This window comes from Arthrobacter glacialis, assembly GCF_002909445.1.
Classification (GTDB): Bacteria; Actinomycetota; Actinomycetes; order Actinomycetales; family Micrococcaceae; genus Specibacter; species Specibacter glacialis.
Genome location: NZ_PPXC01000001.1, coordinates 325,415 through 349,058 on the forward strand (window position 1 = coordinate 325,415; position 23,644 = coordinate 349,058).

Consider the following 23,644-nt stretch of genomic DNA (forward strand, 5'->3'; position numbering starts at 1 on the left):
ATTCTCCTTTGATTTTCAGTGGTCCGCGCTGACGGCAATGCGGCAGGAGGACATGGAGGACTCCGCAGAGCTGGAGGACATCTATGTGCGGACGTTCGAGTTTCCGGCAGGCTTCATGGCCCAGTCCCAGCCGTCCATGATCGTGGCTGACGCCGTGCACCAGAAGCTGGCCACCGGATTCCCGGTCGGCAAACGGTTCAAGTCGGTGCCGGTGGTCAGGGTGGCTGACTCCAACCCGGCGCAGTTGGGCCGCCACCACCGGGCCGACGGCCGCTGGCGCATCTACGCCTTTGCGGATGCCGCGGCAGTGCGGGAACGGTCCTTTCTGGCGGACTGGGCCCGGTGGCTGTCCGCATCTACCGAGTCGCCGCTGCTGAAATACACTCCTGCGGGGGCGGACATCGACAAGGAGTTTGACGTGAAGCTCATTGCCCAGCAGGACTTTGAGGGCGTTGACCTGCGTCGTGTGCCAGCGACGTTCATGGCGCGCACCGGCCCGTTTGGGCTCGTCGACTACGAGCTGGTCTAAGCATCGGATCCGGCCAATGACATCTTTGAGGCTCGCGGGATTGACCGCGGCGGTGCTGTGGTGGTGGTCCGCCCGGGGGCTGGCCGATTTCTTCGATGTGATCATGCTTCCGCGGCGTTAAAGTGGGCGGGCATGGATGTCCCATCAGAGGGCTCACTTCTTGCGTGGCCACCACGACTAACGAAGTCTGAATGACCTTGAAATAGTGTCCCGCACAGGGCCCGCGGGATTCTATCGATCGAAGCAACACCGGACGGCTCTTACGGGACGGCCCAATACGAGGCGCGACAACACTGCAGGTCAGCACGGGATTTGTCCGGTCAAGGACCCTCTTGCGGGACCCTGGCCGGGGTGCTGGCGTTTGTCGCGTGCAAATCATCCCGTCCACGACACGACGGTCATCACCGAACGGATGAGAACACCACCCCTGATCCGACGGGAACAACGGGGTGGTCACCGCCCGATGCACATCACTCAAACGATGAAAACCCTGGAACAGAAGAGTCATGCCTATGGTCGTGCGTCAATCAAGGCGGATATGGGAGACATGCCCTAGTCACCGGCCATCGACCGCAGCGCCGCGAGGTGCCCATCGAAGGCCCGGCGACCCTGCGCGGTGAGCTTGACCGTTGTCGTCTGGCGCGCGTCCGTACGTTGCGGGGAGGCTTGTTTGCTTGTGACGAGATAGCCGATTTCGACGAGGTTTCTTACGGTCTTTGACAGGTTGGCCTCGCTGATCTCCAGGGTTGCGGCAATTGCAGCGAAGTCCGCCTCGGCAAGCGGGCGCAGCATTGCACACAGGCGCAGCCGGGTTGGTGCGTGGATCGCCTCATTAAAGTAGGGCTCAGCCCGCATGGCGCACCTCGGCAGCATACGCGCGGTCATATTCCACGATGATGAGTGCGGTGGCGACACCCGCGGCCACAGCTACGCCGACAATCCACCCGATCAGACCGAGCAGCGCGAGCACCAGGCTGATCATCAGCGAGAAGAAAATGATTACGAAGAGCGCAACCAACAACCAGAGCCCGCGAGGACCCGCCGGTCGGGTAATGCCGAGGCCACTGCGCTTGCGGAAAAGCACCTCAACACCGATGAAGATCCCCATGCTGAGCACAAAGGGCAGCCATGCCCATGCCAGCCCGGCCGCGGGGGCCACGATGATAAGCGCAGCGCCCAAGCCCTGCGCAGGTGCAACCCACCACGTTTCTGCAGTGACTCGTTCACCGATCCGATCACGGTCGGTACTGATCGCCTTGAGCGACTCACGCACGGATGCTGGGTCCCGTGGATTCTCCAATTGACTTTCCATGCGGTTGAGTCAATCACTTTACTTGCGGTTAAGCAACTTCGTGCTGACTTGCAGACCATCAGCAACCGCTTCACGATTTCCCAGACCAGTTGTTCTGCTCAACGATCGATCGTGACGACGAAACCAGCTTCATCCCTGATCCCTGCCAAGGTTGCGAGCAGGGAAGCCAATAGCGCCGGCGGCATGCAGTGATTCGTCCAGGCCTGGGTGCGGTCGAGCAACAGCTGCCGCGAACCGTGCTTCTGCCAGGAACCGATGGATGACCCCGTCCGCTACACGACGGTCACCACCTAACGGATGACCACACCGCCCCTCATTCGACGGCAATAGCGGGGCGATCACCGCCCACTGCACATCACTAACCTCCGACGAAGAGCCGTCCCACTGCGCGTTCCCTGAAAGAAGGGCATCGGCCTGTTCAATCGATGCCACAAAAGCTCTGAGTGAAACTGATCAGGGCCCTGCTCCCGTATGGCAGACTCACTTCAAGCCACATTTTGCTGGTTGAGCATCAAGTGAGGGGTTCGAAACAAATGGGTACATGGGACGCGTCAGTCTTTGGTAACGACGACGCCGCTGACTATCTCTACGAGCTTGACAACGCTGACACCTTCGCGAAGATTGTCCCAGTTCTCGAAGCTGCCTTGGATTTTGTACTAGACGCTTTAGATGAGATCGAGGCGCCGGCGGGGGCAGTGGGAATCGCAGCCGCCGCACTCGTGGCCGCCTGGGAGGAACCATCTCTGCTCGGAAGCAAAACCACGGACGTGCTATTACCTTGGCCACGAACAAACGATCCGGTGCCTGAGCGTCTCAGAACGAAGGCATCACAGGTACTAGACCGGATGCAGGACGTGAGAGGCAATGAGTTGGCAGAACTGTGGGAAGAATCAGGAGAATTCCCAGAGTTTAGCGCCGAGGTATCGCACTGGCGTTCGCGTCTAGGCGACTAAGGATTCGGCAGCTGCTGTAGCCTCTAGGGCAAACGAGTTGGCCACAGCCACTCTGTGGCACAAGACCCGTCGATTTCTAGACGTCATTGCTTTGACAGCACACCAAGAGCCTGTCAATAATGGCTTCTCGATCCCAAGCCGCTGTTATTTCAAGTCCCTCATGTTCATTGTCCTGTGACCATCGCATTTCCCCTTTGTAATAGATCCTGTAATGTCCAGTAACCCAGTCTTTGATCGAGCTAGGCGGTGGCCAGTCATCGTCTTCGTCAAGACCGGGATCATGCCCAACCACGGGACTGTCGCGAGAACTGAGAACATCAGAATAAACGTCAATGGTGAATAAAAAATCGCGACTACCTTCGGGTGGAGTCTTTGGAACCGATGACATCACAGCATAGACAGCATAGAAGGACACTGAACTGTCTCGTAGCGCCCGGCACTATGCATGCTTGCCATTGGGAAGTGAAAACTGGACGACGTCACCAACAAGGGGAACTTTCCTAACCAACGCGCACCACCAGCCCGGGACCGTCTTATGCGGCGCTCCGCATGCAGGACAATTTTCCCCGGATGGGGCATCAGGCCGGCACGATACTTGCATTGCGGGCAGATGTCGAGGAGGCCCTCCGTGGCTTCCACGACGGACATTTCCTGGTGATTGCCTCAGAGAGGTGCCCGATGTGCCGAGTTCGAGGAGCATCCTGCGCTGCGGGCGGGCGCCATGCGGAGCCACCACAGATGCCGACCATGGGTCAACCCAAAACTGACGCCCAACCTGGGGCAAGGCTGTGTTCCGCTGAGATTTCTTGTCCTGCGGCCTCGACACACGTTTATCTGTGCAGCCGAATCGTCGATAGTGGCCTGCCCAACCAAGCACGACACCACCGCGCTGCCGGCCAGCCGGAGGGTTCCTGAGTGCTGAATTTCTTGGTTTTCTTGACGTGATGGGGACGTTGGTCCCGCATACAGCTCTTGTGTGTTTCAGCCACCGGCAGCGGCTGGCATCATTTAGGGGATGAGTTGGTCGGCTCGGTAGCGGTCGAACAGCGAGATGAAAGCGTCGAATGTCCGGCGGTACCCGGTAAAGCCGGCGGCCCTACTTTTGCCCATGTCTGCCACCACTTCAATGTTGCGGCCCAGGTCCCCGTCCGTATGCCACCATGAAGCCATCCGGTCCAGATGCTGTTCGGCCAGCCCGTGCCGCAGTGCCAGCTCTCGCCACTGGTCCTCCCGCCCCTTCATCGCCTGCTCGAGGGGCCGTGGGGCCCGATGGTACCCCTCCCATTCGACGCCGAAATGGGCGGCGAGCTTCGGCCACATCCAGCGCCACCGGAAGACGTCCCCGTTGACGATGTTGAAGGCCTCATTGGCAGCACCGGGGGTCGTCGAAGCCCACAGCATGTGTTCGGCCAGTAGACCGGCGTCTGTCATGTCTGTCAGCCCGTTCCACTGCGTCTCGGAGCCCGGGAAGACAAATGGTTCTCCCGTTGCCCTGCACAGGGTCGCCTGCGCGGCGAGCGTGAGCCCCATGTTCATGGCGTTACCTACGGCGTGTCCAATGACGGTGTGCGCGCGGTGCACGGACCACGTGAACCCCTGTTCCGAGGATGCCGCGAACAGCTCGTCTTCCTGTGCGTAGTAGAAGTTCCGGACGGGCAGTCGCGGTTCCTCCTCGTGGAACGGCGTATCCGCCATCTCCCCGGCAGCGTAGGCCTCGAAGGGGCCGAGGTAGTGCTTGAGTCCTGTCATGAGGGCCACGTGTGCCACGGGCTTGCCCCGAAGAGCGGCCAAGAGGCCGCGCAGCATCCCGGCGTTGACGGCAATGTTCTCTTCTTCCGTGTCCTGCCGCGACCAGGCCGTGAAGAACACGTGCGTTGGACGCTCCGGAGCGAGAATGGCTGCTACAGACTCGGGGGAGGTCAGGTCCGCGGAAAGCCAGCGCACGCCGTCGCGATTGGCGCCGGGCTTGCGGGCCAGTGCCAGCACCGACCAGCCTGCGGCGGAGAGGGTTTCCACAAGTGCGGACCCGGCGATGCCCGAGGCTCCGACCACGAGCGCCGTTCGCTGTCCATCCTGGACTGTTTGGTTCACGATTGTCATACTGGTGGCAAGCGACGGTACAGGTGAGATATTCCCGGCTATCCGCGCAGGGGTAGGCTATCGGGCCGCAGAACAAGGCTGCCAGTTGCAACGGGACAGGCGCAGATGCGACGTCAAACCGTTGGACGCAGAACCGACGTTCGATTCTGTTGCGGGGCCCTGACAGAGTTAGGGCATGGATATCACTTGGCTGCTCGTTGTATTACTACTCATCGTCCTCTTCTCGAGCATCAGCATCGGCATCAGCATCAGCATCGTCAGTGCAGTGCATCGGATTCGTGATGCGAGCGAAAAGCTGTCTCGATCCTCAAGGACCAGTCCGCTCGACAGGCCACGGAGAATCGTTCATACCCTGCGGAAGCCGGTCGGCTCCGATTCTGCTCCAACCCCGGGAGCGACTGGGCGCGGATCGGCTTCTCCGGGATCGGTCTCAGCGAGCTGGCCAGATGGCCATCGCCAACGTCCCGGGTCCCATCAGAGCTCGCCCAGTGTTGTTGGCCGAGCCCGTGTCCGTGGCAGGACCGCTACGGGGCACTGGCGCACTCATCCTCAGCGCTCTACGGAACCGCCGGGCCCCCACCTGGCCTCCATCTTCAGAGTTGATGTGTGAAATTCTTGTCCTCATGGCTAAGCTCCTTTTTGTTGACGGGCCATAGGGAGATTCCGCAGGACCCATTCACTAGGTAGACGACACACACCAAGATTGCGTGAGGTCCTATCCCGTCCCGACGATTTGTCGCGGAAAATTTGCGGCACTTGCCTTTGGCAGTCGCGGGGTGGTGCGCAAACGCATTCCGGACTATCTTCTAGCCACCGACAGGGGGCCGCTGGTGGTGGCAGCGCTTCCCCGACCGCGCGGAGGAATCGCGCTCAGCGGCGCTTTTCGTACCTGGTCAGCACCACCCCGCCGGGAAAGGTCCGCGTCTCTACCAGATTCAGGTTTACCCAACTATCCAGCGCGGTGAAGAACGGCGTGCCACCACCCCGCCGGTGACCAGACGGGTGTTCCAGTCCACCTTCACCGTCGCCGAGGAGAACACCACTGTCGGCGTGTCCCGCCAGTTCCGCGCGAGCTCGATCTGCGCCGGGGTGGCATTGGGCTGCTGGTCGCCTGTCGGCCAGTGGGAACTCATGGCGTCCCACAGCTTGCGCCCATAGAGCAACAAGCCGATCGCCCGCTCCTGATCGAGCCACCACCGAAATAGCTGATCGCTCGGGACGCTCCACCCGATGTCGCCGCCGGGCGCGGGAAACGCATCGGTGCGGCCGAGGATAGGAAAACGCACAAGATAAGGATGATGACGTGCAATGGCAGTGCTACTTGTAGTAGTTGCGGGCGTCATGGAACTTTGTCGTGCCGCACACGATCAGCAGCATCCTGTCCCTCATGGCGATATCGTGTCTGCCAATGTTGCGGATGCTATAGCCTTCGGTCCTCGTTTCAACTGAGCTGTCCGGTGAAAGCTGATCATGCGGTGGCGCGCCATTCCGCACAGAAAACCTGCAAATTTTCTTCAGCATGTGTCGATCTGGCCTAGCGCCGTTCGACCTATAGGTGAGAAGGTCGAAGGGCGACTTTCCAGAACCAAGGAGTACGAGATGGCCAAGTACATGCTGATCATGCGCGCGACGGACGAGTCGTTCGCGAACTTCACGAGCGTCGACTTCACCGAGATCCTCGAGGCAATGGGCAAGTTCAACGACGAGCTGATCCGTGCCGGCGTCCTGCTGGCGGCCGAAGGCCTCGACGACGCGAGTAAAGGGGTCGTCGTCGACTTCACGGAGGACACGCCGGTCGTGACTGACGGCCCCTATGGGGAGACCAAGGAACTGTTTAACGGCTACTACATCCTCGACGTGGCGTCGATCCAGGAGGCAGTCGAATGGGCCAAGCGCGCGCCGATGACCGCGGGAAGCAAAACCGAGATCCGTCGCGTGCCGTCGATCGATGAGTTCCCACAGGACAACGTCTGGATCCAAAAGGAGCGCGCCTGGCGCGAGCAGACCGGGCAGCTCTGATCTAGTGAGCATGTCAGAGGCGCGGCGGGCCGTCGAGGCGGTGTGGCGTATGGACTCGGCCCGCCTCGTCGGCGCCCTCGCCCGATATGCAGGCGACTTCTCGCTGGCTGAAGACCTCGCGCAGGAGGCCCTTGCCGAGGCGCTGGTCTCCTGGTCTGTCGATGGGGTTCCTGCCCAGCCGACCGGATGGCTGCTCACCACAGGCCGCCGCCGGGCCATCGACGCCTTTCGGCGCCGGTCCGCCCGTGACGAACGGTATGCCCTGCTTGCCCGAGACCTCGACGAGGAGTTGCCCGGCGTGGATGCACTTTTCGACCCTGATGCGATTGACGACGACGTGTTGGCGTTGATGTTCATCTCGTGCCATCCGGTGCTGTCGAAGGAGGCCCGGATCGCATTGACGCTGCGGGTCGTCGGCGGACTCAGTACAGAGGAGATAGCCAAAGCCTTCCTCGTCCCCGTGCCAACGATTCAGGCGCGCGTCACCCGCGCCAAGAAGACGCTGGCCGCCGCGCAAGTACCGTTCGCTGTGCCCGAACCGCAGGAGTTGTCCGAGCGACTCGGCTCGGTACTTCAGGTTATCTACCTCATATTCACAGAGGGGTCGTTCGCATCGGGCGGCGACGAGTGGATTCGCACAGATCTGGCCGACGAGGCGCGCCGGCTAGCTCGCGTGCTGGTTCGGCTCAAGCCTGTGCCCGAGGTTTTCGGACTGCTCGCACTGTTGGAACTCACTGCCGCCCGATTTCCTGCACGACTCGACGCGTCCGGCCACCCGGTGCTTCTGGAGGAACAAGACCGGCTGCTGTGGGACCAATCCGCGATCCAGCGCGGACGCGCAGCACTCGGACGAGCGGTCATGGCCGGACGTGGACTGGGCACATACAGCCTCCAGGCCTCCATTGCTGAGTGTCACGCACTGGCGCGCTCGGTTGCTGAGACCGACTGGCAGCGGATCGTCATCCTCTACGAAGCCCTCGGACGGCTGACGCCGTCGCCCATCATCGAACTCAATCGAGCGGTCGCGGTCGCGATGGCCTCCGGTCCAGCTGAGGGTCTCGTGTTGGTCGACGCGATAGCGGCACGGGGCGAGCTGACCGGCTCCCACTTGCTCCCCTCGATCCGCGGCGAACTACTCATCCGACTTGGCCGTCCGGACGAGGCTCGGGCAGCACTCGAACAGGCCATCGTGCTGTGTGGCAACGAAGTCGAAAGCGCGGCGTTTCAGCGCAAGATCAACGGTGTGACCCATTCGAACTGCTAGTGCCGATGCCAAAGCAAGCCAGCACAACCTGACGATGTTCCTCGAGAGCAGTCCCGCTAAGTGTTGCTACAGTCAAGAATTTTCAAAGCACCGGAAGGAGAATATGTAAAATGTCGCTCAAGAATGCTGACGCAAAAGTCACCCAATACATCGAAAACTCTGGGGATTTTGCCAGACCCATCCTCAATCACCTTCGAGAGTTGATCCATAAAAACTGCCCCGAAGTCGTGGAGTCAGTTAAGTGGGCTATCCCGCATTTTGACTACAAAAACGATTTTATGTGCGTCCTGGCCTCAGCTAAGAATCACTGTTCGCTTACATTCATAAAGTCTGAATTTATGAGCGATCCCCGGTTTGCTGGCGGCAAAAAGGTGAAGCCGGGTCAGCGCTTCATGAGCAGAATTACGAGCATGTCCGAGTTGCCGTCAGATGAAGAGCTCGCAGGCTTCGTCAAACAAGCGATGGATTTGAACGATAAAGGCGTAAAACTCGACAAGACTGCCAAAGCTGCGCCGAGCAGCGAACCATTGGACACTCCGGCATATTTTCTGGAAGCACTTTCGAGAAATTCCGTTGCAAAACAAGTTTTTGAAAACCAATCAACGTCATTCCGCAAGAACTATATCGTGTGGCTAGAAAGTGCAAAGACCGATGCCACACGACAACGGCGCGTCGCTGAAGCCCTGGAGTGGATCGCCGAAGGCAAGGGCCGATTCTGGAAATACGAAAAATAGATCGGCGCTTTCGAGCTGCTGGCGCAATCGCCAGCGCCGATACCAATCAGGCGACCCCAAAGCAAACAGCGCCACCGGCGTCCTGCTCCGCAAGACGTTCCTGTTACGGACGCAGAAGGCTGTGCAGGCGAGTACTGAAATTTGTGCAGACGACTTCTGAAACGACAGTTTCTCAAATTTCCGAAGTCGTCTGCACACACTCCAGTGAACGACCCCCCCCATCTGTGAAAGTTCACCCGGAGTTGAGAACGAATCCGAGCGTCACACTCGGCGGGCGTATCCAGGCCGGATTCGTGCGCTGACACTTCCGCTAAGCGGCGAGGTTGTTTATCCTCGGACCATGAGCGGTTCAATCGAAGCCGTGGTCTGGCTGGCTGTCGGTTCGGTGAAAACGCACTGCGCACATCAAGGGAGAGCAACGAGATGAGACCACTTCGATACTCGATCAACGTCACGCTCGACGGCTGCTGCCATCACGAGGCAGGGCTCCCCCCGGACGAGGAGTCGATGCGCTACTGGACCGCTGAGATGGAGCGAGCCGATGCCCTGCTGTTCGGCCGGGTGACCTACGAGATGATGGAGTCGGCGTGGCGGAAGCCGGCCACGGGCACGTGGCCTGGCTGGGTGGATGGTTGGCAAATCCCGTTCGCCGAGACCATCGACCAGGCCAAGAAGTACGTCGTTTCGAGCACGCTCAGCGGGGTCGATTGGAATGCCGAGCTCGTGCGAGGCGACTTGGGGCAAACGGTTCAGCGGCTCAAGCAGGAGTCAGGCGAGGGCCTGTGGGTTGGTGGCGTGACGCTCCCCTTGGCGTTGGCGGATCTGAGATTGATCGACGAGTACGAGTTCATCGTGCAGCCGGTCCTTGCCGGACATGGGCCGACGTTGCTCGCCGGTCTGCACGAGCGCATCCAGCTCGAGCTCGTGGGGCACCATGAGTTCCGGTCGGGAGCGATCGCCCTGCGATACCGTCCTACGCGAGTAACGGCTTGACGTGATTAGTCCGGGCACGTTGGTCGCTGCCTCGCGACGAAGCAACGGTTTTCGTGCCTGAGATGAACTCTTCGTTCTCGGCCGCCACTGCAAACGCTTAGAACAAAGCCCCGACGACTTCAGCTACGTCCAAGCCACAGCCTCACACGCGACACCCCTTTCGGGGCGGCACTAGTCATCCAAGGGAAAGACCATTCATTCTGGTTTGTGGTGGGACACGGTGGAAACTAAGCGTTAGTTATTCGATGAATTCCCTAGATACCCAAAGTTCGGGCATGCCGCAGGGCGTCGGCCAGTTGGTCCACCGCGTGAGCCGATGCAGCCGTTCCGACGTCGGCGAAAGACCCCATCCCGGCGTACAGAGTCAGAGCGTTGGAGGCCGCCGCACGGAGAGTACGCGCATCGGTCACGTCGATGAACTGCCCATCGAGCCAATCGGCGGTGGAGTTTCTCTGCTCGTCGTGCTCTGAACGAGCAACGGTGCGGACCTCCGCAATCGCGACGAGAATGTCATCACGGACTTCGTTAACGGACGAGTGCTTGCTGTTCATGAGTCAAGCCTACGGGCGGTACCGAACAGCGACACTTCGTCTGCACCTTGCAATGAATCCGTCTCCCAACATGCGATACCTTTAGCGACGCCTCCCAGGAAAACGAACCGCGTAGGTCGTTCCCCGCGGGACGGTTGAACTACCTTCGCTTCACCGCGTTTGAGTTCGCAGTGCCCCAGATGATGCACAGTGCAAACATTTGTGCACAAGAGATGAGCGCGACGAGCGCGTTGAAAAAGACTAGGGCCAACACAACTTCAAAAACGGTAAGAATCAAGGCGGCAGCGCCAACCGTTGCAAACCCTTGCTTCGCAAGCTCGCGGTCACGTTCGTCGCGGTACTCGATGGCGTTGAGGCGAGTGATGTCGCGGGAGTTTGGGCGGCGCGCGTACAGTGCAGCGCCGAGTCCGCAAAGGCCGACAGTGAGCAGTAAAACCGCAAAGGACCAGTTTTGTGTGAGGGCCGTAGCAGTTGCCCCAGCGACGAACGTGCTGACCAAAGCGATATTAGTAGTCGAAATGGGCAAGCGCTTAGTGGTCTGCAATGTGAAACACTTCCTCAACGGTGGACTCAAAGTATCGGGCTAGACGAACTGCAAGAGAGCCGGCATCAACATGCGATGCACGCTGTCCCAGCCAGGGTTCCACTTATGGACGCCCCAGTGCAGCGCACACGGCTTTGGACAACCAGTGGAGTCGCCTTCGAGAGATGGCAGATTCTCAGTTGGGGGAATTTGGGTCGATGTTGAACCGCGCAAGGAGCCTCTAGCGGGCAGCTGCCGAATTAGTGAATGCTCTCCCGCATGCTGGGAATGACCGCCTGATTGCTTGGAGTGTCTTCTGCAACTGTTGCTTGTTGACCTGCGCCCGACGTCGTTGACATGCTAGGTACACGCTGAGCGCTTAAGGAAGGACCATCCCATGCGGAAACTCGTGTACTACGTGGCCACGACCCTTGACGGCTATATCGCTGGTCCGGACGGTGGTGACCCAAGTGGGGCTGATTGCTTCCCGATCACGCCCGATGTCATCCAATTCATCGTCGAGCAGTACCCCGAAACCCTTCCCGAGCCAGCACGTGCAGCGCTGGGCATCGACGGGCCCGGCCAGACATTCGACACGGTCCTGGAAGGGCGTGCGAGCTACGAGGTAGGCCTTGCAGCGGGCCTCACCGACGCGTACCCGCACCTGCGCCATCTCGTGTTCTCGACCACGCTGGAAAGCCGCGATCCCGCCGTCGAGATTGTCGGCTCCGGCGCCGTGGACCGCGTACGCGCGCTCAAGGCCGAAGCGGGCAAGGACCTGTGGCTGGTGGGCGGCGGCACACTGGCTCATTCGCTGCTGCCAGAGATTGACCGGCTCGTGCTCAAGCAGAATCGGTCCATCATCGGATCCGGCATCCCGCTCTTCAATGGCCCTTTCCAGTCCCACATGTTCCGGCCTGTTGACGAGACCCTACTCGAATCCGGCATGCGAGTCCTCACCTACGACCGCGCCTGACCCAAGCCCTGACAGTGTTCAACTAGGACGAGACCCACCTACCGGGACGCCCAGATGTCTCCTCGAGGGTCCCCGGCCGGAACTGCAGACCAGGCCATTCGCCGCCCGCACCCTCACGGTCAGCTGAGCCGCTCAGCCAAAGCCACGATGATTCCCTCCGGCCCGCGCACGTAGGCCATTCGCCAGATGCCTTCGTATTCGCCGATGCCACCGACCAGCCCGTAGCCCTCCGTGGCCAGCCGATCGACCTGCGCCTGGAGATCATCGACTTCAAAAGACAAACTGCGCAACCCGAGCTCGTTGGCCATGGCGTACGGCGAGCCCTGCCTGGGGACGGGCCGGACGAAGCTGGAAAGCTCCACGGCCGTGCCGCCGTCGGGCGTTCGCAACATTAAGATCTCTGTGCGGGAATCCGGGATCGCTATGACCGTGTCGATGAACTCGCCCTCCACGAATGTCCGGCCCTCGATCTCGAGCCCTAGCCCGACGAAGAACGCCGCTACCTTCTCGAGGTCTTCAACGGTGACACCGACGTGGTCGAACCGAATGATCCGCGACATAAGCACAGCCTCCAAGTGTTCGTTCTGCATACACGGCCCAACACCGAGCTTACGGCGAATTCACACAGCCAGGAAGGCTCGTGGCGCGCGGGCAGAAGCTGTCCCCAAGCAAGGGACGCTCTGCCGGGCATCACGCGCGGGCCCGGTGTGCGATCCCGAGACGGGAAAAGTGCCCTTCTGCTTGGACTATTTCGACGTCAATACACCTGCGTTTTCGATACGACCAACGGTTGCCGCCGTCGTACCCCAGCACCCAAACCCTCTCGCAGCAACGATTAGCGCAGGGTCTTCATGGCCGCGCCCAGTCGGCGGACACCCTCACGCAGGGATTCCTCCGTTTCAAAGGAGAAGGCCACACGCAGCTGGTTTTCGCCTGCCGGATGGGCGAAGAATGCGCTGCCCGGGACAAAGACCACCCCGGAGGCAATGGCTGGTTGGAGCAGGGCGTCTGTTGAAATTCCCTCCGGCAGGGTGATCCAGGTAAAGAATCCGCCGCTTGGCTTGGTCCAGGTGGTGCCTGCCGGCATGAATTCCGCCAGGGCCGTCATGACGGCGTCGCACCGCTTGGCATAAACCAAGCAGGCTTCCCTGACGTGTTGGCGCCAGTCGAATCCCGTGATGTAGCTTTCCACTAGCATCTGGCTCAGCACGGAGGGGCAAATGGTGGTGGCCTCGGCCGCCAGCTGGAGGCGCCGGCGCACTTCTTCTGGAGCTAGGACCCAGCCCACGCGCAACCCCGGAGAAAAAATCTTGGAGAACGATCCCAGATAGATTACGTTCTCGGGATCCAAGGTGTGCAGGGCGGCAGTGTACGAGCCGTCAAAACTCAGCAGTCCGTAGGGATTGTCCTCCACGATGGCCACGTTCTCGGAACGGCAGATGTCCACAATTTGTTGGCGCCGCTCCACGGCAAGGGTGGTTCCGGCGGGGTTGTTGAAGTTGGGGATGGTGTACAGGAACTTGATGGTTTTCCCGGCCGCCTTGAGGGAATCTATGGTGGTCGAAAGCAGCTCCGGCACGAGCCCCTTGTCATCCATGGCGACCTGAACGATGTCGGCCTGCAAGCCTTCGAAGGTTCCCAACGCGCCCACATACGTAGGGCCCTCGGCCAAGATGACATCCCCGGGATTGCAAAACAGCTTGGTGATAAGTTCAAGCCCCATCTGCGAACCGGACGTCACCTGGACGTTTTCCGGCTGGGCCGTGATGCCTTCCACGGCCATGATTTGGGTGATCAGGGCCTGCAGCTCGGGGGTGCCGGCGCCCGAACCGTACTGCAGGGCATCCAGGCCGTGCTCGGAGATGACGGTGTGGGCCATGTCCGCAATCTGCCCAATGGGCAGGCCCGTCAGGTCAGGGTTGCCGCCGGCGAGGGAAATCATGTTGGGCTGCATGGAGACTTCAAAAACTTCGCGCACGGGGGATGGGTGGTAGCCATCAGCCCTGTCGGCGAAGCGGTGGGTGTGCAACGATGCGGTGGCAATCTCAGTCATGACGTCCTTTGGGAAGTGGTTGGTGGGCCTGGCAGGGGTTAGCGAGCGGCTGTTGCGGCCTGTGATTTGTGGCTGACAAAATCTTGTTCGTCAATGCCAAATTCGTGGGCCGCGAACCGCCTCAGGGTTTCGATCATTTTTGCGGGGCTGTGGTTGTAAATGCCGTTGAGAGTCTGGATGGCAAGCCCGTCAACCACCGCAAGTAGGAGAGTGGCCAGCACCTCGGGATCGTGGAAGGGGCGGATCAATCCCTCCCTGACGGCTTCATCGAGGGTTGCCTCAAAGATGCCCCGCCAAGCGAGCAGAGCCGTCGCCACGTGCACCCGGATGTTTTCATCCTTGTGTGCCGCCGAGTAAACCTCGATCCAAAACCCCCATGCCTGCTCAAAGCTGGTTTCACCTTCGACGGCGAACGTGAGCAAGTCAAATAGCCGCTCCAGGGTGCCCGTGCTGGCTGAATGGATGTTCTGCCATTCCCGCACGGATGCGCCGGTCCTGTACTCCACCGTGGCAAGCACTAGGCGCTCGCGAGTCCTGAAGTAGTGCTGGATCATTCCCACGCTGAAGCTGGTGGCCTCGGAAACCGCACCAAAGGTGCAACGATCCACGCCTTTTGTGGCGATGATACCAGCGGCATGGGCCACGATGGTTTCGCGGCGCTCTGCAATGGCCTCATCGGTCACGGCGTGAGTCCGTTTGCGTGGCTCTTGGTTCATGGTGTCCCCTTTAGAGTTCTGCGAATGAATCCTCAAACGCGGATGCTGCACGGCGCGCCTTCGATCGGGTCGCTGCCTGCCCGATTAGTTTTCAGCAAACAGTGGGTTGGTTCAACTGAGAGCTTGACAGTGCTCTCCGTCACACAAATAATAAGTTACACATATTATTTACACAACTCTACATTTCCCCACTGGAGACCTGATGAATAAGAACACCCTCCTGACTAAGACCGCACTAGTCATTTCGTGCGCCGCTCTGGTCTTCACTGCTTCCGGCTGCACCAACTCGGAAGCCCCGGAACCGGTGGTCAACTCATCAGGAGGCACAGCCCAAGTGTTGGGTGCGGGAGGCCAGGATGCGGCTAAGGCCGTACAGGCCGATGCTGCCGTGCAGGCATTGCTGCCAGCGAATATCAAGGCGGCCGGAACCATGAAGCTGGTTACCGACCCAACCTATGCTCCCATCGATTTCACCGACAACAACGGCAATATTATTGGCCTGGAGCCGGATATGGCCTTGGCTGTTGCCAACAAGATGGGCATCAAAGTTGAGATCACCAAGGGCGATTTCAACGGCATTCTTGCCGGCTTGGAGTCCAAGCGTTACGACGCCTCCTGGGCGGCCTTCTCCATCACCCCGGACAGAACTGCCGTGGTGGATATGGTCAGTTACATGAAGGGTGGCACCTCAGTGATCGTCAAGCGAGGCACCGAGGGTGACTTCCACGAACAGCTTGATTTGTGTGGCAAGACAGTGACAGCACAAACTGGCACCACCCAAGCATTGACAGTGATGCCGGCCTTTGAAAAGGCCTGCCTCGAAGCCGGGAAGGAACCCATCACGCCCCTGCTGCTGCCGCAGCAGGACAGTGCGAATCAGGCCATCGCCTCCAACCGGGCCCAAGCTATGCTGGCAGATAACGCCTTGACGGCCTACTACTCACAGATCCAGCCCGAGGCGTTTGCGCAGATCGACTCCATCCTGGTGGATCCGTCCCTGGTGGGCGTCGCCATGGCCAAGGGTGACGGGCAGTTGGCCAAGACCTTCCAAGCAGCCATCCAATCACTCATGGATGACGGCACGTACGGCAAGATCATGGGCGCCTGGAACCTGGCCCCTTCCTCCATCACGACCTCAGAGATTAACCCGACGGTGGCGAGCTAAGTGGCTGAACCAGTAGTGGATATCCCGGTGAAACGATCCCACGATTTCCTGTCCCTGACCACCAAACCGATCCTGAAGCGCCGCCGCCCGGGCCAGCTTGTTGCCGTTGTTGTGGTGCTGTTCGCCATTGTTTATGGTGTCTATGTCCTGTTCACTAATCCGGGATTTGGCTGGCCCACGGTGGGCAAATACCTCTTTGACAAGCGAATCCTGGGCGGCCTGATGGTCACCTTGGAACTGACCATCATCGCCATGGTGATCGGCTTTGTTGTGGGGCTGCTGGTGGCCGTCATGCGCATGTCAGACAACTGGTTGCTGCGCGCCGTCTCCGGTGCCTACATTTGGTTCTTCCGCGGCACTCCGCTGCTGGTCCAGTTGCTGTTCTGGGGCTTCGCGGCGGTCCTTTTCCCCAAAATTGGTTTGGGTATCCCGTGGGGACCAACCTTCGTTGAGTGGAATACCAATGACCTCATCCCCTTGTTTGCCGCAGCAATCCTTGGGCTTGGCCTGAACGAGGGCGCCTACATGGCGGAAATTGTGCGGGCCGGGCTGCTCAGTGTCTCAGCAGGGCAGTCAGAAGCATCCCGGGCCATGGGCTTTAGCCACATGAGCACCTTGAGGTTCGTGGTGATTCCGCAGGCCATGAAGGTCATCATCCCGCCCGTGGGCAATGAGGTCATCTCCATGCTGAAAACCACGTCGCTGGTGATAGTCATCGGTGTTGGCGACCTGCTCTACAACACCCAGCAAATTTACGCCCAGAATCTCAAGCAGATCCCGCTGCTCATCGTGGCCAGCCTCTGGTACATCCTGTTGACCACCATTTTGACCCTGGGCCAGTCCCGGCTGGAAAAGAAGTACTCCAAGGGCAACGCCCTCCTGCTTGGAAAGGCCCAACGATAATGTCCACAGTGCAATTTCTCAACGTCCACAAGAGCTTTGGTCAGGTGGAAGTCCTCAAAGGCATCAACTTGACGGTTGAAGAGCAGCAGGTGGTGTGCCTGATTGGGCCCTCGGGATCAGGGAAGTCCACCCTGCTGCGGTGCGTCAACCATTTGGAGATGACCACCTCCGGGGCCATTACCGTGGGCGGGCGCATGATCGGCTATGACGTGTATGGGGACAGGCTTCGGGAGGCGTCGCAGCTTGAGATCAACCGGCGCCGCTCCAAGATCGGGATGGTGTTCCAGTCATTCAACCTCTTTGGCCACATGACGGCCAAGGAAAACGTGATGTTTGGGCCCATCAAACTGCTCAAAATGAGCAAAAAGGATGCGCAAGCGCACGCCGAGGAACTGTTGAAAAAAGTTGGCCTGTCCGACCGCATGGACAACTACCCCTCGCAACTCTCAGGCGGGCAACAACAACGGGTGGCCATTGCCAGGGCGCTGTCCATGAAGCCCGAAGTTATGCTCTTTGACGAGCCCACGTCCGCCTTGGACCCCGAACTGGTCGGTGAGGTTCTGGACGTGATGAATCAACTGGCACGGGACGGGATGACGATGATAGTTGTTACCCACGAGATGGGATTTGCGCGGGAGATGGGCGACGTTGTGGTGTTCATGGACAACGGCGTCATTGTTGAACAAGGTGATCCCCACGAGGTGCTGGGCAACCCCCAGCATGAGCGCACCAAGTCCTTTCTGGCCAAAGTGCTCTAGCACGGCTGCAGTGGAGCAGGCCCGCCAACGACTACTGAAAGTATGCCCTTGACCTCGCAGAGCACTTCCGACCACAATGCCCGGGCAGAACAAGCACTGCGGGCGAATCTGCCCAGAGTGTTGGCGTTCAGCCACAAACTCCATGAGAACCCGGAGCTGGGCTTTGCGGAATTCCAGGCCGTTCAGTGGCTGGCGCAGGAACTGGCTGCGGTGCCGGGAGCACGGGTGCAGGCAGGCCTTGGTTCTCTTCCCACTGCGTTGCGGGCGGAGGTGGGAAGTGGGCCGCTGGTGCTCACCATTTGCGCCGAATACGATGCCCTTCCCGGCTTGGGCCACGCCTGCGGCCACAATGTCATTGCCGCAGCGGCCTTGGGAGCGTTCATTGCCCTGGCTCCTGTGGCAGATGACCTGGGCCTGACAGTGCGGCTCCTGGGCACTCCAGCGGAGGAAAACGGCGGCGGCAAAGTCCTCATGCTGGAGCAGGGTGACTTTGCCGGCACGCACGCGGCCATGATGATCCATCCCGGGGATGTTGATGAACTGGAAATGCTCCCCTATGCCTGTGCCGGCTACAAGATCCAGTACTTTGGCAGGGGCGCCCACGCGTCGGCGAGCCCGTGGGAGGGGATCAATGCCCTAGACGCCATGACGATTGCCATGACGGCCGTGGGCCTGGCCAGGCAGCAGTTGGAACCCGGCCAGCAAATTCACGGCTACATTGACTCCGCCGGCACCGCGCCCAATGTCATCCCCGACCACGCTGCAGGCGAGTGGATGGTCCGAGCCCATGATGTTGAATCACTGGCCCGGGCCACGGCTGTTCTGACGCGCTGCATGGATGCTGGCGCGCTGGCGACGGGAGCCCGACTGGAGATGGTGCAGCACGGACCCATCTACGCGGAGCTGCGCACCGACCCCGCCATGGTCGGCTTGTTTGGCGCAAATTCGGCGCTTCTGGGGCGTCCGCTCAAACCTGCCGGAAGGCGGGGCGGCTCCACCGACATGGCCAATGTTTCGCATGAGTATCCCACCATCCACCCCATGATCAGCCTGGGGGAGGGCTGCCCGGGGATCCACGACAGCTCGTTTGCTGATGTTGCAGCCTCGGCCCAGGGAGACCACGTCATCTGGGACGGGGCCCTGGCCATGGCCTGGACCTGCGTGGACTTGGCCAGCGACCCGCGACAACGGCTGCGACTCATGAATCCGGCCTAGTCCGCACCCCAAACGCCCCATTGCTGAGCGAGCGTCAGGCTTGGGCCACGTACAGCAGCTGCTTGTTGACGAATTCCTCCATGCCCAGCGGACCCAGTTCGCGCCCGAAGCCTGAGCGCTTCACGCCACCAAAGGGCATACCCGCACCCTCGCCGGCGGGTGCGTTGACGGCCACCATGCCGGAGATGATTTGTTGGGCCACGGCCAATGCCCGCTCGCCATCGGGACTAAAGACTGCACCGCCCAGGCCGTAGTCGGAATTGTTGGCCAGGGCCACGGCCTCGGCGTCGTTGGAGACCTTGTAGACAACCACCACGGGACCAAAGAGCTCTTCGCTGAACGCGCGCATCTCCGGTGTGACACCGCTCAACACGGTGGGGGCCAGGTAGTAGCCCGGCTGGTCTGCCCGCACGCCGCCGGAATGCAGGGTTGCGCCTTTGCTAACGGCATCGTTGATCTGGGCGAGCAGGCCCTCAACGGCAGCTTCGGATGACAGTGGAACGTAGGTTTCGGCGTCGTCCTCCACAGGGTTGCCCGGCGCTAGAGCCGCAGCTTGGTCCGTCAATTCCTGCACAAACTCGTCGTGGATGCTGTCCATGACAATGATCCGCTTGTTGGAGTTGCAGGCCTGCCCGGCGTTCTCCATCCGGGTTTGGAAGGCGGCCTGCGCCGAGGCCTTCACATCGTCACTGGCCAGGACAATGTAGGGATCGGAACCGCCAAGCTCCAGGACCACCTTTTTCAGGTTGCGCCCGGCAATTTGGGCCACGGCAGCACCGGCCCGTTCGGAACCCGTCAGGGAAACACCCTGAACGCGGGGATCGGAGATGATGGTCTCGATCTGCGCGTGGGACGCGAAAAGGTTGATGTAGGCACCCGCGGGCAGGCCGGCGTCGAGCATGAGCTGCTCAATGGCCAGCGCCGACCGCGGGCAGTTCTCGGCGTGCTTGAGAATAATGGTGTTGCCCAGCACCAGGTTGGGGGCCGCAAACCTGGCCACCTGGTAGTACGGGTAGTTCCAGGGCATGATGCCCAGCAGTGGGCCAATGGGGCGCTTTTGGATCAGTGCCTGCGCGCCACCGATGGCCTTGATGGGCTGGTCCGCGGCCAGCGAGGGGCCTTCCTGCGCGTAGTAGCTGAAAATTTCGGCGCAGTACTCGGCCTCGCCCACTGATTCGGCGAGCCGCTTGCCCATCTCCTCGGTGATGATGGCGGCCAGCTCTTCCTTGCGTGCTTCGAACAGCTCGGCAATGCGGGAGACGACGGCGGCGCGCTCGGTGATGGGGACCTGGCGCCAGCTGCTGAACGCCTGCTCGGACCGGGCCAAGGCATCCTGGATCTGGGCGTCCGTGGCGGTGGGGAACTCTTCGACGACGGCGCCGGTGGCCGGGTTGGTCACCCGGTAGTGCTGGGAAGAGCTGTTGCTGGGAACTGATGCTTGGGGCACGGTGCGTCCTCTTCTTGAAGATGGTGGTGGGGCGGCTACACGCCTGTGGCGCGGGATACTTCAAAGCATGCCCCATGGGCAAGCATTTGAAACATCCCACGCCACAGGCCAGGCACAACGTTGTAGAAAATTACTGCCCGGCAACCTTGGGGTACCAGACGCGCTCGCCGTCGGGAGCAAGTGCATAGTCGGGCCAGGCGAATTCCGTGGGCGGCATGAAGTCAAGGGGCAAGAGTGCCGGCATGGGATCTTGGGCAACGCGGATATCGAATTCGCTCTTCGCCGCCGCCACAAGCTCGGGGCGTGTCAGAAGGTCAACGAAGGTGCCGGCGATGGTCTTGCCGGCCACCTCGATGGTGGGGTCAATGGTTGCCGCGATCCCGCCCAGCGCGTTCATGACCCAGCCGGGGTAGGCGCCCTGGCCGGGAGCGGGCTTGAGCGCCGGTCGGGACACGTAGAACCGGACGGTGGGGGCGTAGTGGGTCATCTCTACATAGTCATCACTGGTCCAGTTCTTTTGCCACGGCGCCAAATGCTCGCGCAGCGCAGCTTCGGCGTCCTGGGGGCTGATCAGTGCTTCGCACTCGTCCAGGAACGGCTTGGCCATGGGTTCAACGCCCAGGGTTTTTTGGATCCGCTGGGCGGCGGCAATTGCCTCAGGTCCATACTGCGGGGCACCCACCTGCTCCAGGTTTGCGTACAAGGCCTCGGCCAATGCGTGGTTGGTGCGGCCCGGCCGGTTGCGGGCCACCCAGGTGGTTTCCAAACGGCAATGGGCCATGGCAGCGGCATGCTCGGCGTTGCGGTCAAGCACCGTTAGCACGTGCTCGGCCATTTCCAGGGTGGGGCAGCGCCAGGAGTACTGGATCTGGGCAATGCCCGCCGGCAGGTTGTCCGCCGTCGCCTGCCCCTGGGTGAAGATGGCATCGGAAAGTGACCAGCCGCCAAAACTGGGCAGCATGGCGTCCTGCATGATCCGAGTGGAGGTGTACATGCTCATCAAGGCAACATTGGCGCCCGGGGCGCGTGCCGCGGAATGGGAAGCCGGGATGGGGGAGTTCGGGTTTGCGGACAGCTGCCAGGTCTCCGGCTCGTCACAGACAAAGGTGTAGACCTTGCTGTAATAGCTGCCGCACTGGGTGTCCCAGCGGGCAGTGTTGCACAGCGGCAGCATATAGAAAGGGTGGAAGCTGACGATGGCGTCGACGCCGTCGTAGTAGCCGCGCAGGCCGTGGACCACCTTGGAACCCTGGACCTTTTCGGCCGGCTCGCCCGTGTACTTCAGGGTGCCGGCAATGCCGTGCACCGCCATGGCGTGCTTGGTGCCCAGCAAGCCGGCCAGGGTGGAGATACCCAAGGCGGAGTGCGGGTCGGTGTGACCGGGGGCGTAGGGGCTGAGGCCCTCGCGAGGTGAGCGCTCGGTGCCGGCCGACTGGCAGTTACCGGGCACGGCGTCGTACTCGGCGTAGGTGAGAAGCACCGGGCCGCCGTCGCCAAACGACCACTCCGCGCTGAAGGCGGTGGGCATGCTGGCACTTCCGGACTCCACCGTGAAACCTTCGAGCCGCAGCAAATCCACGTACCACTGGGCTGACTTGTATTCGCGCCAGGCAGGCTCCGCCAAGTCCCAAATGTGCTTGTGCCAGAGCGAAAGCTTGCCCATGTTGTCGTCAATCCACTGCTGCGCAGTGGCCTTGGTGGCCGCCGTCAGGGCGGGACCGGCATCGAGTTCTGTTGAAGAAAGGGTCATGGTGGCTTCCTAGTTCCCTTCTGGAGTGGTGGTGGCGCTGAACAGTTCCACGGGGACGTGCAGCAGCTGCAGTCCGCGGGCCTGCACGGCCTTTTGCAAGGTCGGGGCGAAATCGACAGCATCGGTGATGCGGTGTCCGGTGCCTCCGAAGGCTGTGGCGAGTGCCGCCCAGTCGGGCTGGACCAGGTCCACGCCCACGGCCGGGATGCCGCGGTCGGCCTGATTCGAACGGATCTCCGCGTAGCCGCCGTTGTCAACGCACACCACCACCAGGTCCAGGCGCTGCTCCACGGCCGTGATCAACTCCTGCACGGCGAACATAAGGGCACCGTCGCCGAGGATGCAGACCACGGCGCGGTCCGGCGAGGCAATCTTTGCCCCGATCGACGCCGGGAGGCCGTATCCCAGCGTTGCATAGGCCGGGGTGTAGAGGAAGGAGTGCGGGTGTTCCTGCGGGATGAACGACGCCGTCCCCAGGTACGTGATCTGTGAGGAGTCGCCACCCACAATGGTGTTGGCGGGCAACACCGAGGCAGCCTCCTCGGCGATGCGGCTCAATTCCGGGGACAGGGCCCGTGCCTGGGTGCGCAATGCCGCGCGCACCGCCGCCAGATCGGCTGCGGGACGGTCCTGGGCGCCAATTTCTTCAATCAGCTGCTCAACTATCATGGCCGACTCGCCAATCAGGGCCACATCCGAGCTGACGTTCTTGTTGGCCTGCGAACCGAGGATGTCCACGCGGATCACCGTGCCGCGGGGGGCAAGCTTGCCGCCCCACATTTCGGACTCGCCCACCTTGGAGCCAATGATCAACAGGACGTCGGCGTTGTCGCACAAATCCTGCGCGGCGGGCAGCCTGATGTCCGAGCCCAGGGAAAGTGGGTGTGACTCGGGCAGGGAACCCTTGCCGTTGAGGGTTGTCACCACGGGTGCCTGCAGCAACTGGGCCAAGGCAGCCACGTGGGCGCCGGCACGGATGGAGCCACCGCCTGCCAAAATGACGGGGTTTACTGACTCGCGCAGCAACTTCGCCGCCGTGGTCAGGGCTTCCGCCTCAGCACCCTGGCCGGCGCGCAGCGGCCGGGCCTCCAGCAACACGGCAGCGCAGTCGGATTCGCTTTCGAGAATGTTCAGCGGCACTTCAATGTGCACGGGCCGCGGGCGGCCGTAGCGGAACATTTCAAAGGCGTCGTGGATGGCTGCAACGGCGTCGGTGGCTGAATGGACGCGGCGGCTCCATTCCACGATGGCTCCGGCAGCCGCCGTCGAATCCTTGGTTTCATGCAGCGAACCAATATCAGCAAACTCCTCACCCTCCGGGACGCCGGGGGAGAGGATGATCAGGGGCCGTGACTCGCAGTAGGCAGTGCCTGCAGCCGAAAGGGCGTTCAGCAGGCCAGGGCCGGAGGTGGTGATGACAACGCCGGGCAGTCCGCTCTGCTGTGCCCAGCCATCGGCACCGTAACCGGCGCCTTGCTCGTGGCGGGTGGTGACGGGGCGCATGTCCAGGGGAGCAAGGTGCCGGTAAAACTCAAGGTTGTGGGTGCCGGGAATCCCGAAGATGGTGTCAACGCCATAGTTGCGCAGCGTCTTCAAAATGGAGTAACCGGCGTTGTTGGTGATGGGCATGCTCTCAACGGCGGTGTTGAGCTCTGTTGCTTGGGTCTGCATGGGATTCTCCTG

At 61.1% G+C, this 23,644-nt stretch carries 23 protein-coding genes and 1 pseudogene; 11 read left to right on the plus strand and 13 right to left on the minus strand.

The features are described from left to right. Positions 1 to 52: 52 nt before the first annotated feature. Entirely contained in the window at positions 53 to 529 is a 477-nt protein-coding gene (locus CVS27_RS01405; RefSeq protein ID WP_243400008.1) for an FAD-dependent phenol hydoxylase family protein, read from the plus strand. Positions 530 to 1,081: 552 nt separating this feature from the next. Here CVS27_RS01405 and CVS27_RS01410 read toward each other — a convergent pair. Next, entirely contained in the window at positions 1,082 to 1,384 is a 303-nt protein-coding gene (locus CVS27_RS01410; RefSeq protein ID WP_103463947.1) for a transcriptional regulator, read from the minus strand. Next, positions 1,374 to 1,841 carry a hypothetical protein gene (locus tag CVS27_RS01415; RefSeq protein ID WP_103463948.1) on the minus strand — a complete coding sequence of 156 codons (468 nt, stop codon included), beginning with the start codon at positions 1,839 to 1,841 and terminating at the stop codon, positions 1,374 to 1,376. The genes CVS27_RS01410 and CVS27_RS01415 overlap by 11 nt, the downstream gene beginning before the upstream one ends. 533 nt (positions 1,842 to 2,374) lie before the next feature. On the opposite strand from CVS27_RS01415, the gene CVS27_RS01420 reads away from it, so the two are divergent. After that, a complete protein-coding gene (locus tag CVS27_RS01420; RefSeq protein ID WP_103480366.1) occupies positions 2,375 to 2,794 on the plus strand; it encodes a DUF4259 domain-containing protein in 420 nt (139 codons plus the stop codon). A 1,008-nt stretch (positions 2,795 to 3,802) separates the two neighbouring features. On the opposite strand, the gene CVS27_RS01425 is transcribed toward CVS27_RS01420, so the two are convergent. From CVS27_RS01425 to CVS27_RS01435, 3 genes and pseudogenes are all read right to left on the minus strand, one after another. Beyond that, on the minus strand, positions 3,803 to 4,894 hold the full coding sequence (locus CVS27_RS01425; protein WP_103463950.1) for an SDR family oxidoreductase: 1,092 nt from the start codon (positions 4,892 to 4,894) through the stop codon (positions 3,803 to 3,805). Between the two features lie 870 nt (positions 4,895 to 5,764). Next, positions 5,765 to 6,180: pseudogene (locus tag CVS27_RS01430) on the minus strand (dihydrofolate reductase family protein). A gap of 31 nt (positions 6,181 to 6,211) precedes the next feature. After that, positions 6,212 to 6,415 carry a hypothetical protein gene (locus CVS27_RS01435; protein ID WP_103463951.1) on the minus strand — a complete coding sequence of 68 codons (204 nt, stop codon included), beginning with the start codon at positions 6,413 to 6,415 and terminating at the stop codon, positions 6,212 to 6,214. 78 nt (positions 6,416 to 6,493) lie between these two features. Between CVS27_RS01435 and CVS27_RS01440 the strand changes: the two genes are divergently transcribed. The 4 genes from CVS27_RS01440 to CVS27_RS01455 all read left to right on the plus strand — a co-directional run bounded on the left by CVS27_RS01440 (position 6,494) and on the right by CVS27_RS01455 (position 9,904). After that, entirely contained in the window at positions 6,494 to 6,913 is a 420-nt protein-coding gene (locus CVS27_RS01440; RefSeq protein ID WP_093180496.1) for a YciI family protein, read from the plus strand. 10 nt (positions 6,914 to 6,923) lie between these two features. Beyond that, entirely contained in the window at positions 6,924 to 8,177 is a 1,254-nt protein-coding gene (locus tag CVS27_RS01445; protein ID WP_103463952.1) for an RNA polymerase sigma factor, read from the plus strand. Positions 8,178 to 8,287: 110 nt separating this feature from the next. Beyond that, positions 8,288 to 8,911, plus strand: a complete 624-nt coding sequence (locus CVS27_RS01450; RefSeq protein WP_103463953.1) for a YdeI/OmpD-associated family protein — start codon at positions 8,288 to 8,290, stop codon at positions 8,909 to 8,911. 423 nt (positions 8,912 to 9,334) lie between these two features. Beyond that, positions 9,335 to 9,904, plus strand: a complete 570-nt coding sequence (locus CVS27_RS01455) for a dihydrofolate reductase family protein (protein ID WP_103463954.1) — start codon at positions 9,335 to 9,337, stop codon at positions 9,902 to 9,904. A gap of 254 nt (positions 9,905 to 10,158) precedes the next feature. Here the strand turns inward: CVS27_RS01455 and CVS27_RS01460 are convergent, their stop codons facing one another. Both CVS27_RS01460 and CVS27_RS01465 read right to left on the minus strand, forming a co-directional pair. Next, the gene (locus CVS27_RS01460; protein ID WP_103463955.1) at positions 10,159 to 10,455 is read right to left on the minus strand and encodes a hypothetical protein; all 297 of its coding nucleotides are present in this window, start codon (positions 10,453 to 10,455) and stop codon (positions 10,159 to 10,161) included. A 139-nt stretch (positions 10,456 to 10,594) separates the two neighbouring features. Next, positions 10,595 to 10,999 (minus strand): hypothetical protein, encoded by a 405-nt coding sequence (locus tag CVS27_RS01465; protein ID WP_103463956.1) that lies wholly within the window; start codon positions 10,997 to 10,999, stop codon positions 10,595 to 10,597. A gap of 376 nt (positions 11,000 to 11,375) precedes the next feature. Between CVS27_RS01465 and CVS27_RS01470 the strand changes: the two genes are divergently transcribed. Further along, positions 11,376 to 11,954, plus strand: a complete 579-nt coding sequence (locus tag CVS27_RS01470) for a dihydrofolate reductase family protein (RefSeq protein ID WP_103463957.1) — start codon at positions 11,376 to 11,378, stop codon at positions 11,952 to 11,954. A 119-nt stretch (positions 11,955 to 12,073) separates the two neighbouring features. Here the strand turns inward: CVS27_RS01470 and CVS27_RS01475 are convergent, their stop codons facing one another. The 3 genes from CVS27_RS01475 to CVS27_RS01485 form a co-directional block, all read right to left on the minus strand. Further along, positions 12,074 to 12,514 (minus strand): VOC family protein, encoded by a 441-nt coding sequence (locus tag CVS27_RS01475; RefSeq protein ID WP_103464114.1) that lies wholly within the window; start codon positions 12,512 to 12,514, stop codon positions 12,074 to 12,076. Positions 12,515 to 12,789: 275 nt separating this feature from the next. After that, positions 12,790 to 14,007: an aminotransferase-like domain-containing protein gene (locus CVS27_RS01480; RefSeq protein ID WP_103463958.1), complete on the minus strand. Its 1,218-nt coding sequence runs from the start codon at positions 14,005 to 14,007 to the stop codon at positions 12,790 to 12,792. 38 nt (positions 14,008 to 14,045) lie between these two features. Then, a complete protein-coding gene (locus CVS27_RS01485; RefSeq protein WP_103463959.1) occupies positions 14,046 to 14,723 on the minus strand; it encodes a TetR/AcrR family transcriptional regulator in 678 nt (225 codons plus the stop codon). Between the two features lie 202 nt (positions 14,724 to 14,925). Here CVS27_RS01485 and CVS27_RS01490 point away from each other — a divergent pair, with 202 nt between their 5' ends. From CVS27_RS01490 to CVS27_RS01505, 4 genes are read left to right on the plus strand one after another with little or no spacing between them, the layout of a single operon-like run. Beyond that, positions 14,926 to 15,888 carry an ABC transporter substrate-binding protein gene (locus tag CVS27_RS01490; RefSeq protein ID WP_103463960.1) on the plus strand — a complete coding sequence of 321 codons (963 nt, stop codon included), beginning with the start codon at positions 14,926 to 14,928 and terminating at the stop codon, positions 15,886 to 15,888. After that, positions 15,889 to 16,791 (plus strand): amino acid ABC transporter permease, encoded by a 903-nt coding sequence (locus tag CVS27_RS01495; protein WP_103480371.1) that lies wholly within the window; start codon positions 15,889 to 15,891, stop codon positions 16,789 to 16,791. After that, on the plus strand, positions 16,791 to 17,549 hold the full coding sequence (locus tag CVS27_RS01500; protein WP_103463962.1) for an amino acid ABC transporter ATP-binding protein: 759 nt from the start codon (positions 16,791 to 16,793) through the stop codon (positions 17,547 to 17,549). Before CVS27_RS01495 ends, CVS27_RS01500 begins: the two co-directional genes overlap by 1 nt. Before the next feature lie 48 nt (positions 17,550 to 17,597). Beyond that, positions 17,598 to 18,764, plus strand: coding sequence for an amidohydrolase (locus CVS27_RS01505; protein WP_207767420.1), 1,167 nt, complete (start codon positions 17,598 to 17,600; stop codon positions 18,762 to 18,764). A gap of 34 nt (positions 18,765 to 18,798) precedes the next feature. Here CVS27_RS01505 and CVS27_RS01510 read toward each other — a convergent pair whose 3' ends face one another. From CVS27_RS01510 to CVS27_RS01520, 3 genes are all read right to left on the minus strand, one after another. Beyond that, on the minus strand, positions 18,799 to 20,211 hold the full coding sequence (locus CVS27_RS01510) for an NAD-dependent succinate-semialdehyde dehydrogenase (protein ID WP_103463964.1): 1,413 nt from the start codon (positions 20,209 to 20,211) through the stop codon (positions 18,799 to 18,801). 130 nt (positions 20,212 to 20,341) lie between these two features. Continuing rightward, on the minus strand, positions 20,342 to 21,961 hold the full coding sequence (locus CVS27_RS01515; RefSeq protein ID WP_103463965.1) for a zinc-binding metallopeptidase family protein: 1,620 nt from the start codon (positions 21,959 to 21,961) through the stop codon (positions 20,342 to 20,344). Positions 21,962 to 21,970: 9 nt separating this feature from the next. After that, positions 21,971 to 23,632: a thiamine pyrophosphate-binding protein gene (locus tag CVS27_RS01520; protein WP_103463966.1), complete on the minus strand. Its 1,662-nt coding sequence runs from the start codon at positions 23,630 to 23,632 to the stop codon at positions 21,971 to 21,973. Positions 23,633 to 23,644 lie beyond the last annotated feature (12 nt).

Excerpts from the sequence above, each read along its gene's own strand:
- CVS27_RS01500 (WP_103463962.1), top strand. The coding sequence starts at position 16,791 with ATGTCCACAGTGCAATTTCTCAACGTCCACAAGAGCTTTGGTCAGGTG.
- CVS27_RS01445 (WP_103463952.1), top strand. The coding sequence starts at position 6,924 with ATGTCAGAGGCGCGGCGGGCCGTCGAGGCGGTGTGGCGTATGGACTCG.
- CVS27_RS01520 (WP_103463966.1), bottom strand. The coding sequence starts at position 23,632 with ATGCAGACCCAAGCAACAGAGCTCAACACCGCCGTTGAGAGCATGCCC.
- CVS27_RS01455 (WP_103463954.1), top strand. The coding sequence starts at position 9,335 with ATGAGACCACTTCGATACTCGATCAACGTCACGCTCGACGGCTGCTGC.
- CVS27_RS01440 (WP_093180496.1), top strand. The coding sequence starts at position 6,494 with ATGGCCAAGTACATGCTGATCATGCGCGCGACGGACGAGTCGTTCGCG.
- CVS27_RS01490 (WP_103463960.1), top strand. The coding sequence starts at position 14,926 with ATGAATAAGAACACCCTCCTGACTAAGACCGCACTAGTCATTTCGTGC.
- CVS27_RS01410 (WP_103463947.1), bottom strand. The coding sequence starts at position 1,384 with ATGCGGGCTGAGCCCTACTTTAATGAGGCGATCCACGCACCAACCCGG.
- CVS27_RS01470 (WP_103463957.1), top strand. The coding sequence starts at position 11,376 with ATGCGGAAACTCGTGTACTACGTGGCCACGACCCTTGACGGCTATATC.
- CVS27_RS01405 (WP_243400008.1), top strand. The coding sequence starts at position 53 with ATGGAGGACTCCGCAGAGCTGGAGGACATCTATGTGCGGACGTTCGAG.
- CVS27_RS01475 (WP_103464114.1), bottom strand. The coding sequence starts at position 12,514 with ATGTCGCGGATCATTCGGTTCGACCACGTCGGTGTCACCGTTGAAGAC.
- CVS27_RS01420 (WP_103480366.1), top strand. The coding sequence starts at position 2,375 with ATGGGTACATGGGACGCGTCAGTCTTTGGTAACGACGACGCCGCTGAC.
- CVS27_RS01435 (WP_103463951.1), bottom strand. The coding sequence starts at position 6,415 with ATGCTGAAGAAAATTTGCAGGTTTTCTGTGCGGAATGGCGCGCCACCG.
- CVS27_RS01415 (WP_103463948.1), bottom strand. The coding sequence starts at position 1,841 with ATGGAAAGTCAATTGGAGAATCCACGGGACCCAGCATCCGTGCGTGAG.
- CVS27_RS01515 (WP_103463965.1), bottom strand. The coding sequence starts at position 21,961 with ATGACCCTTTCTTCAACAGAACTCGATGCCGGTCCCGCCCTGACGGCG.
- CVS27_RS01485 (WP_103463959.1), bottom strand. The coding sequence starts at position 14,723 with ATGAACCAAGAGCCACGCAAACGGACTCACGCCGTGACCGATGAGGCC.
- CVS27_RS01480 (WP_103463958.1), bottom strand. The coding sequence starts at position 14,007 with ATGACTGAGATTGCCACCGCATCGTTGCACACCCACCGCTTCGCCGAC.
- CVS27_RS01450 (WP_103463953.1), top strand. The coding sequence starts at position 8,288 with ATGTCGCTCAAGAATGCTGACGCAAAAGTCACCCAATACATCGAAAAC.
- CVS27_RS01425 (WP_103463950.1), bottom strand. The coding sequence starts at position 4,894 with ATGACAATCGTGAACCAAACAGTCCAGGATGGACAGCGAACGGCGCTC.
- CVS27_RS01460 (WP_103463955.1), bottom strand. The coding sequence starts at position 10,455 with ATGAACAGCAAGCACTCGTCCGTTAACGAAGTCCGTGATGACATTCTC.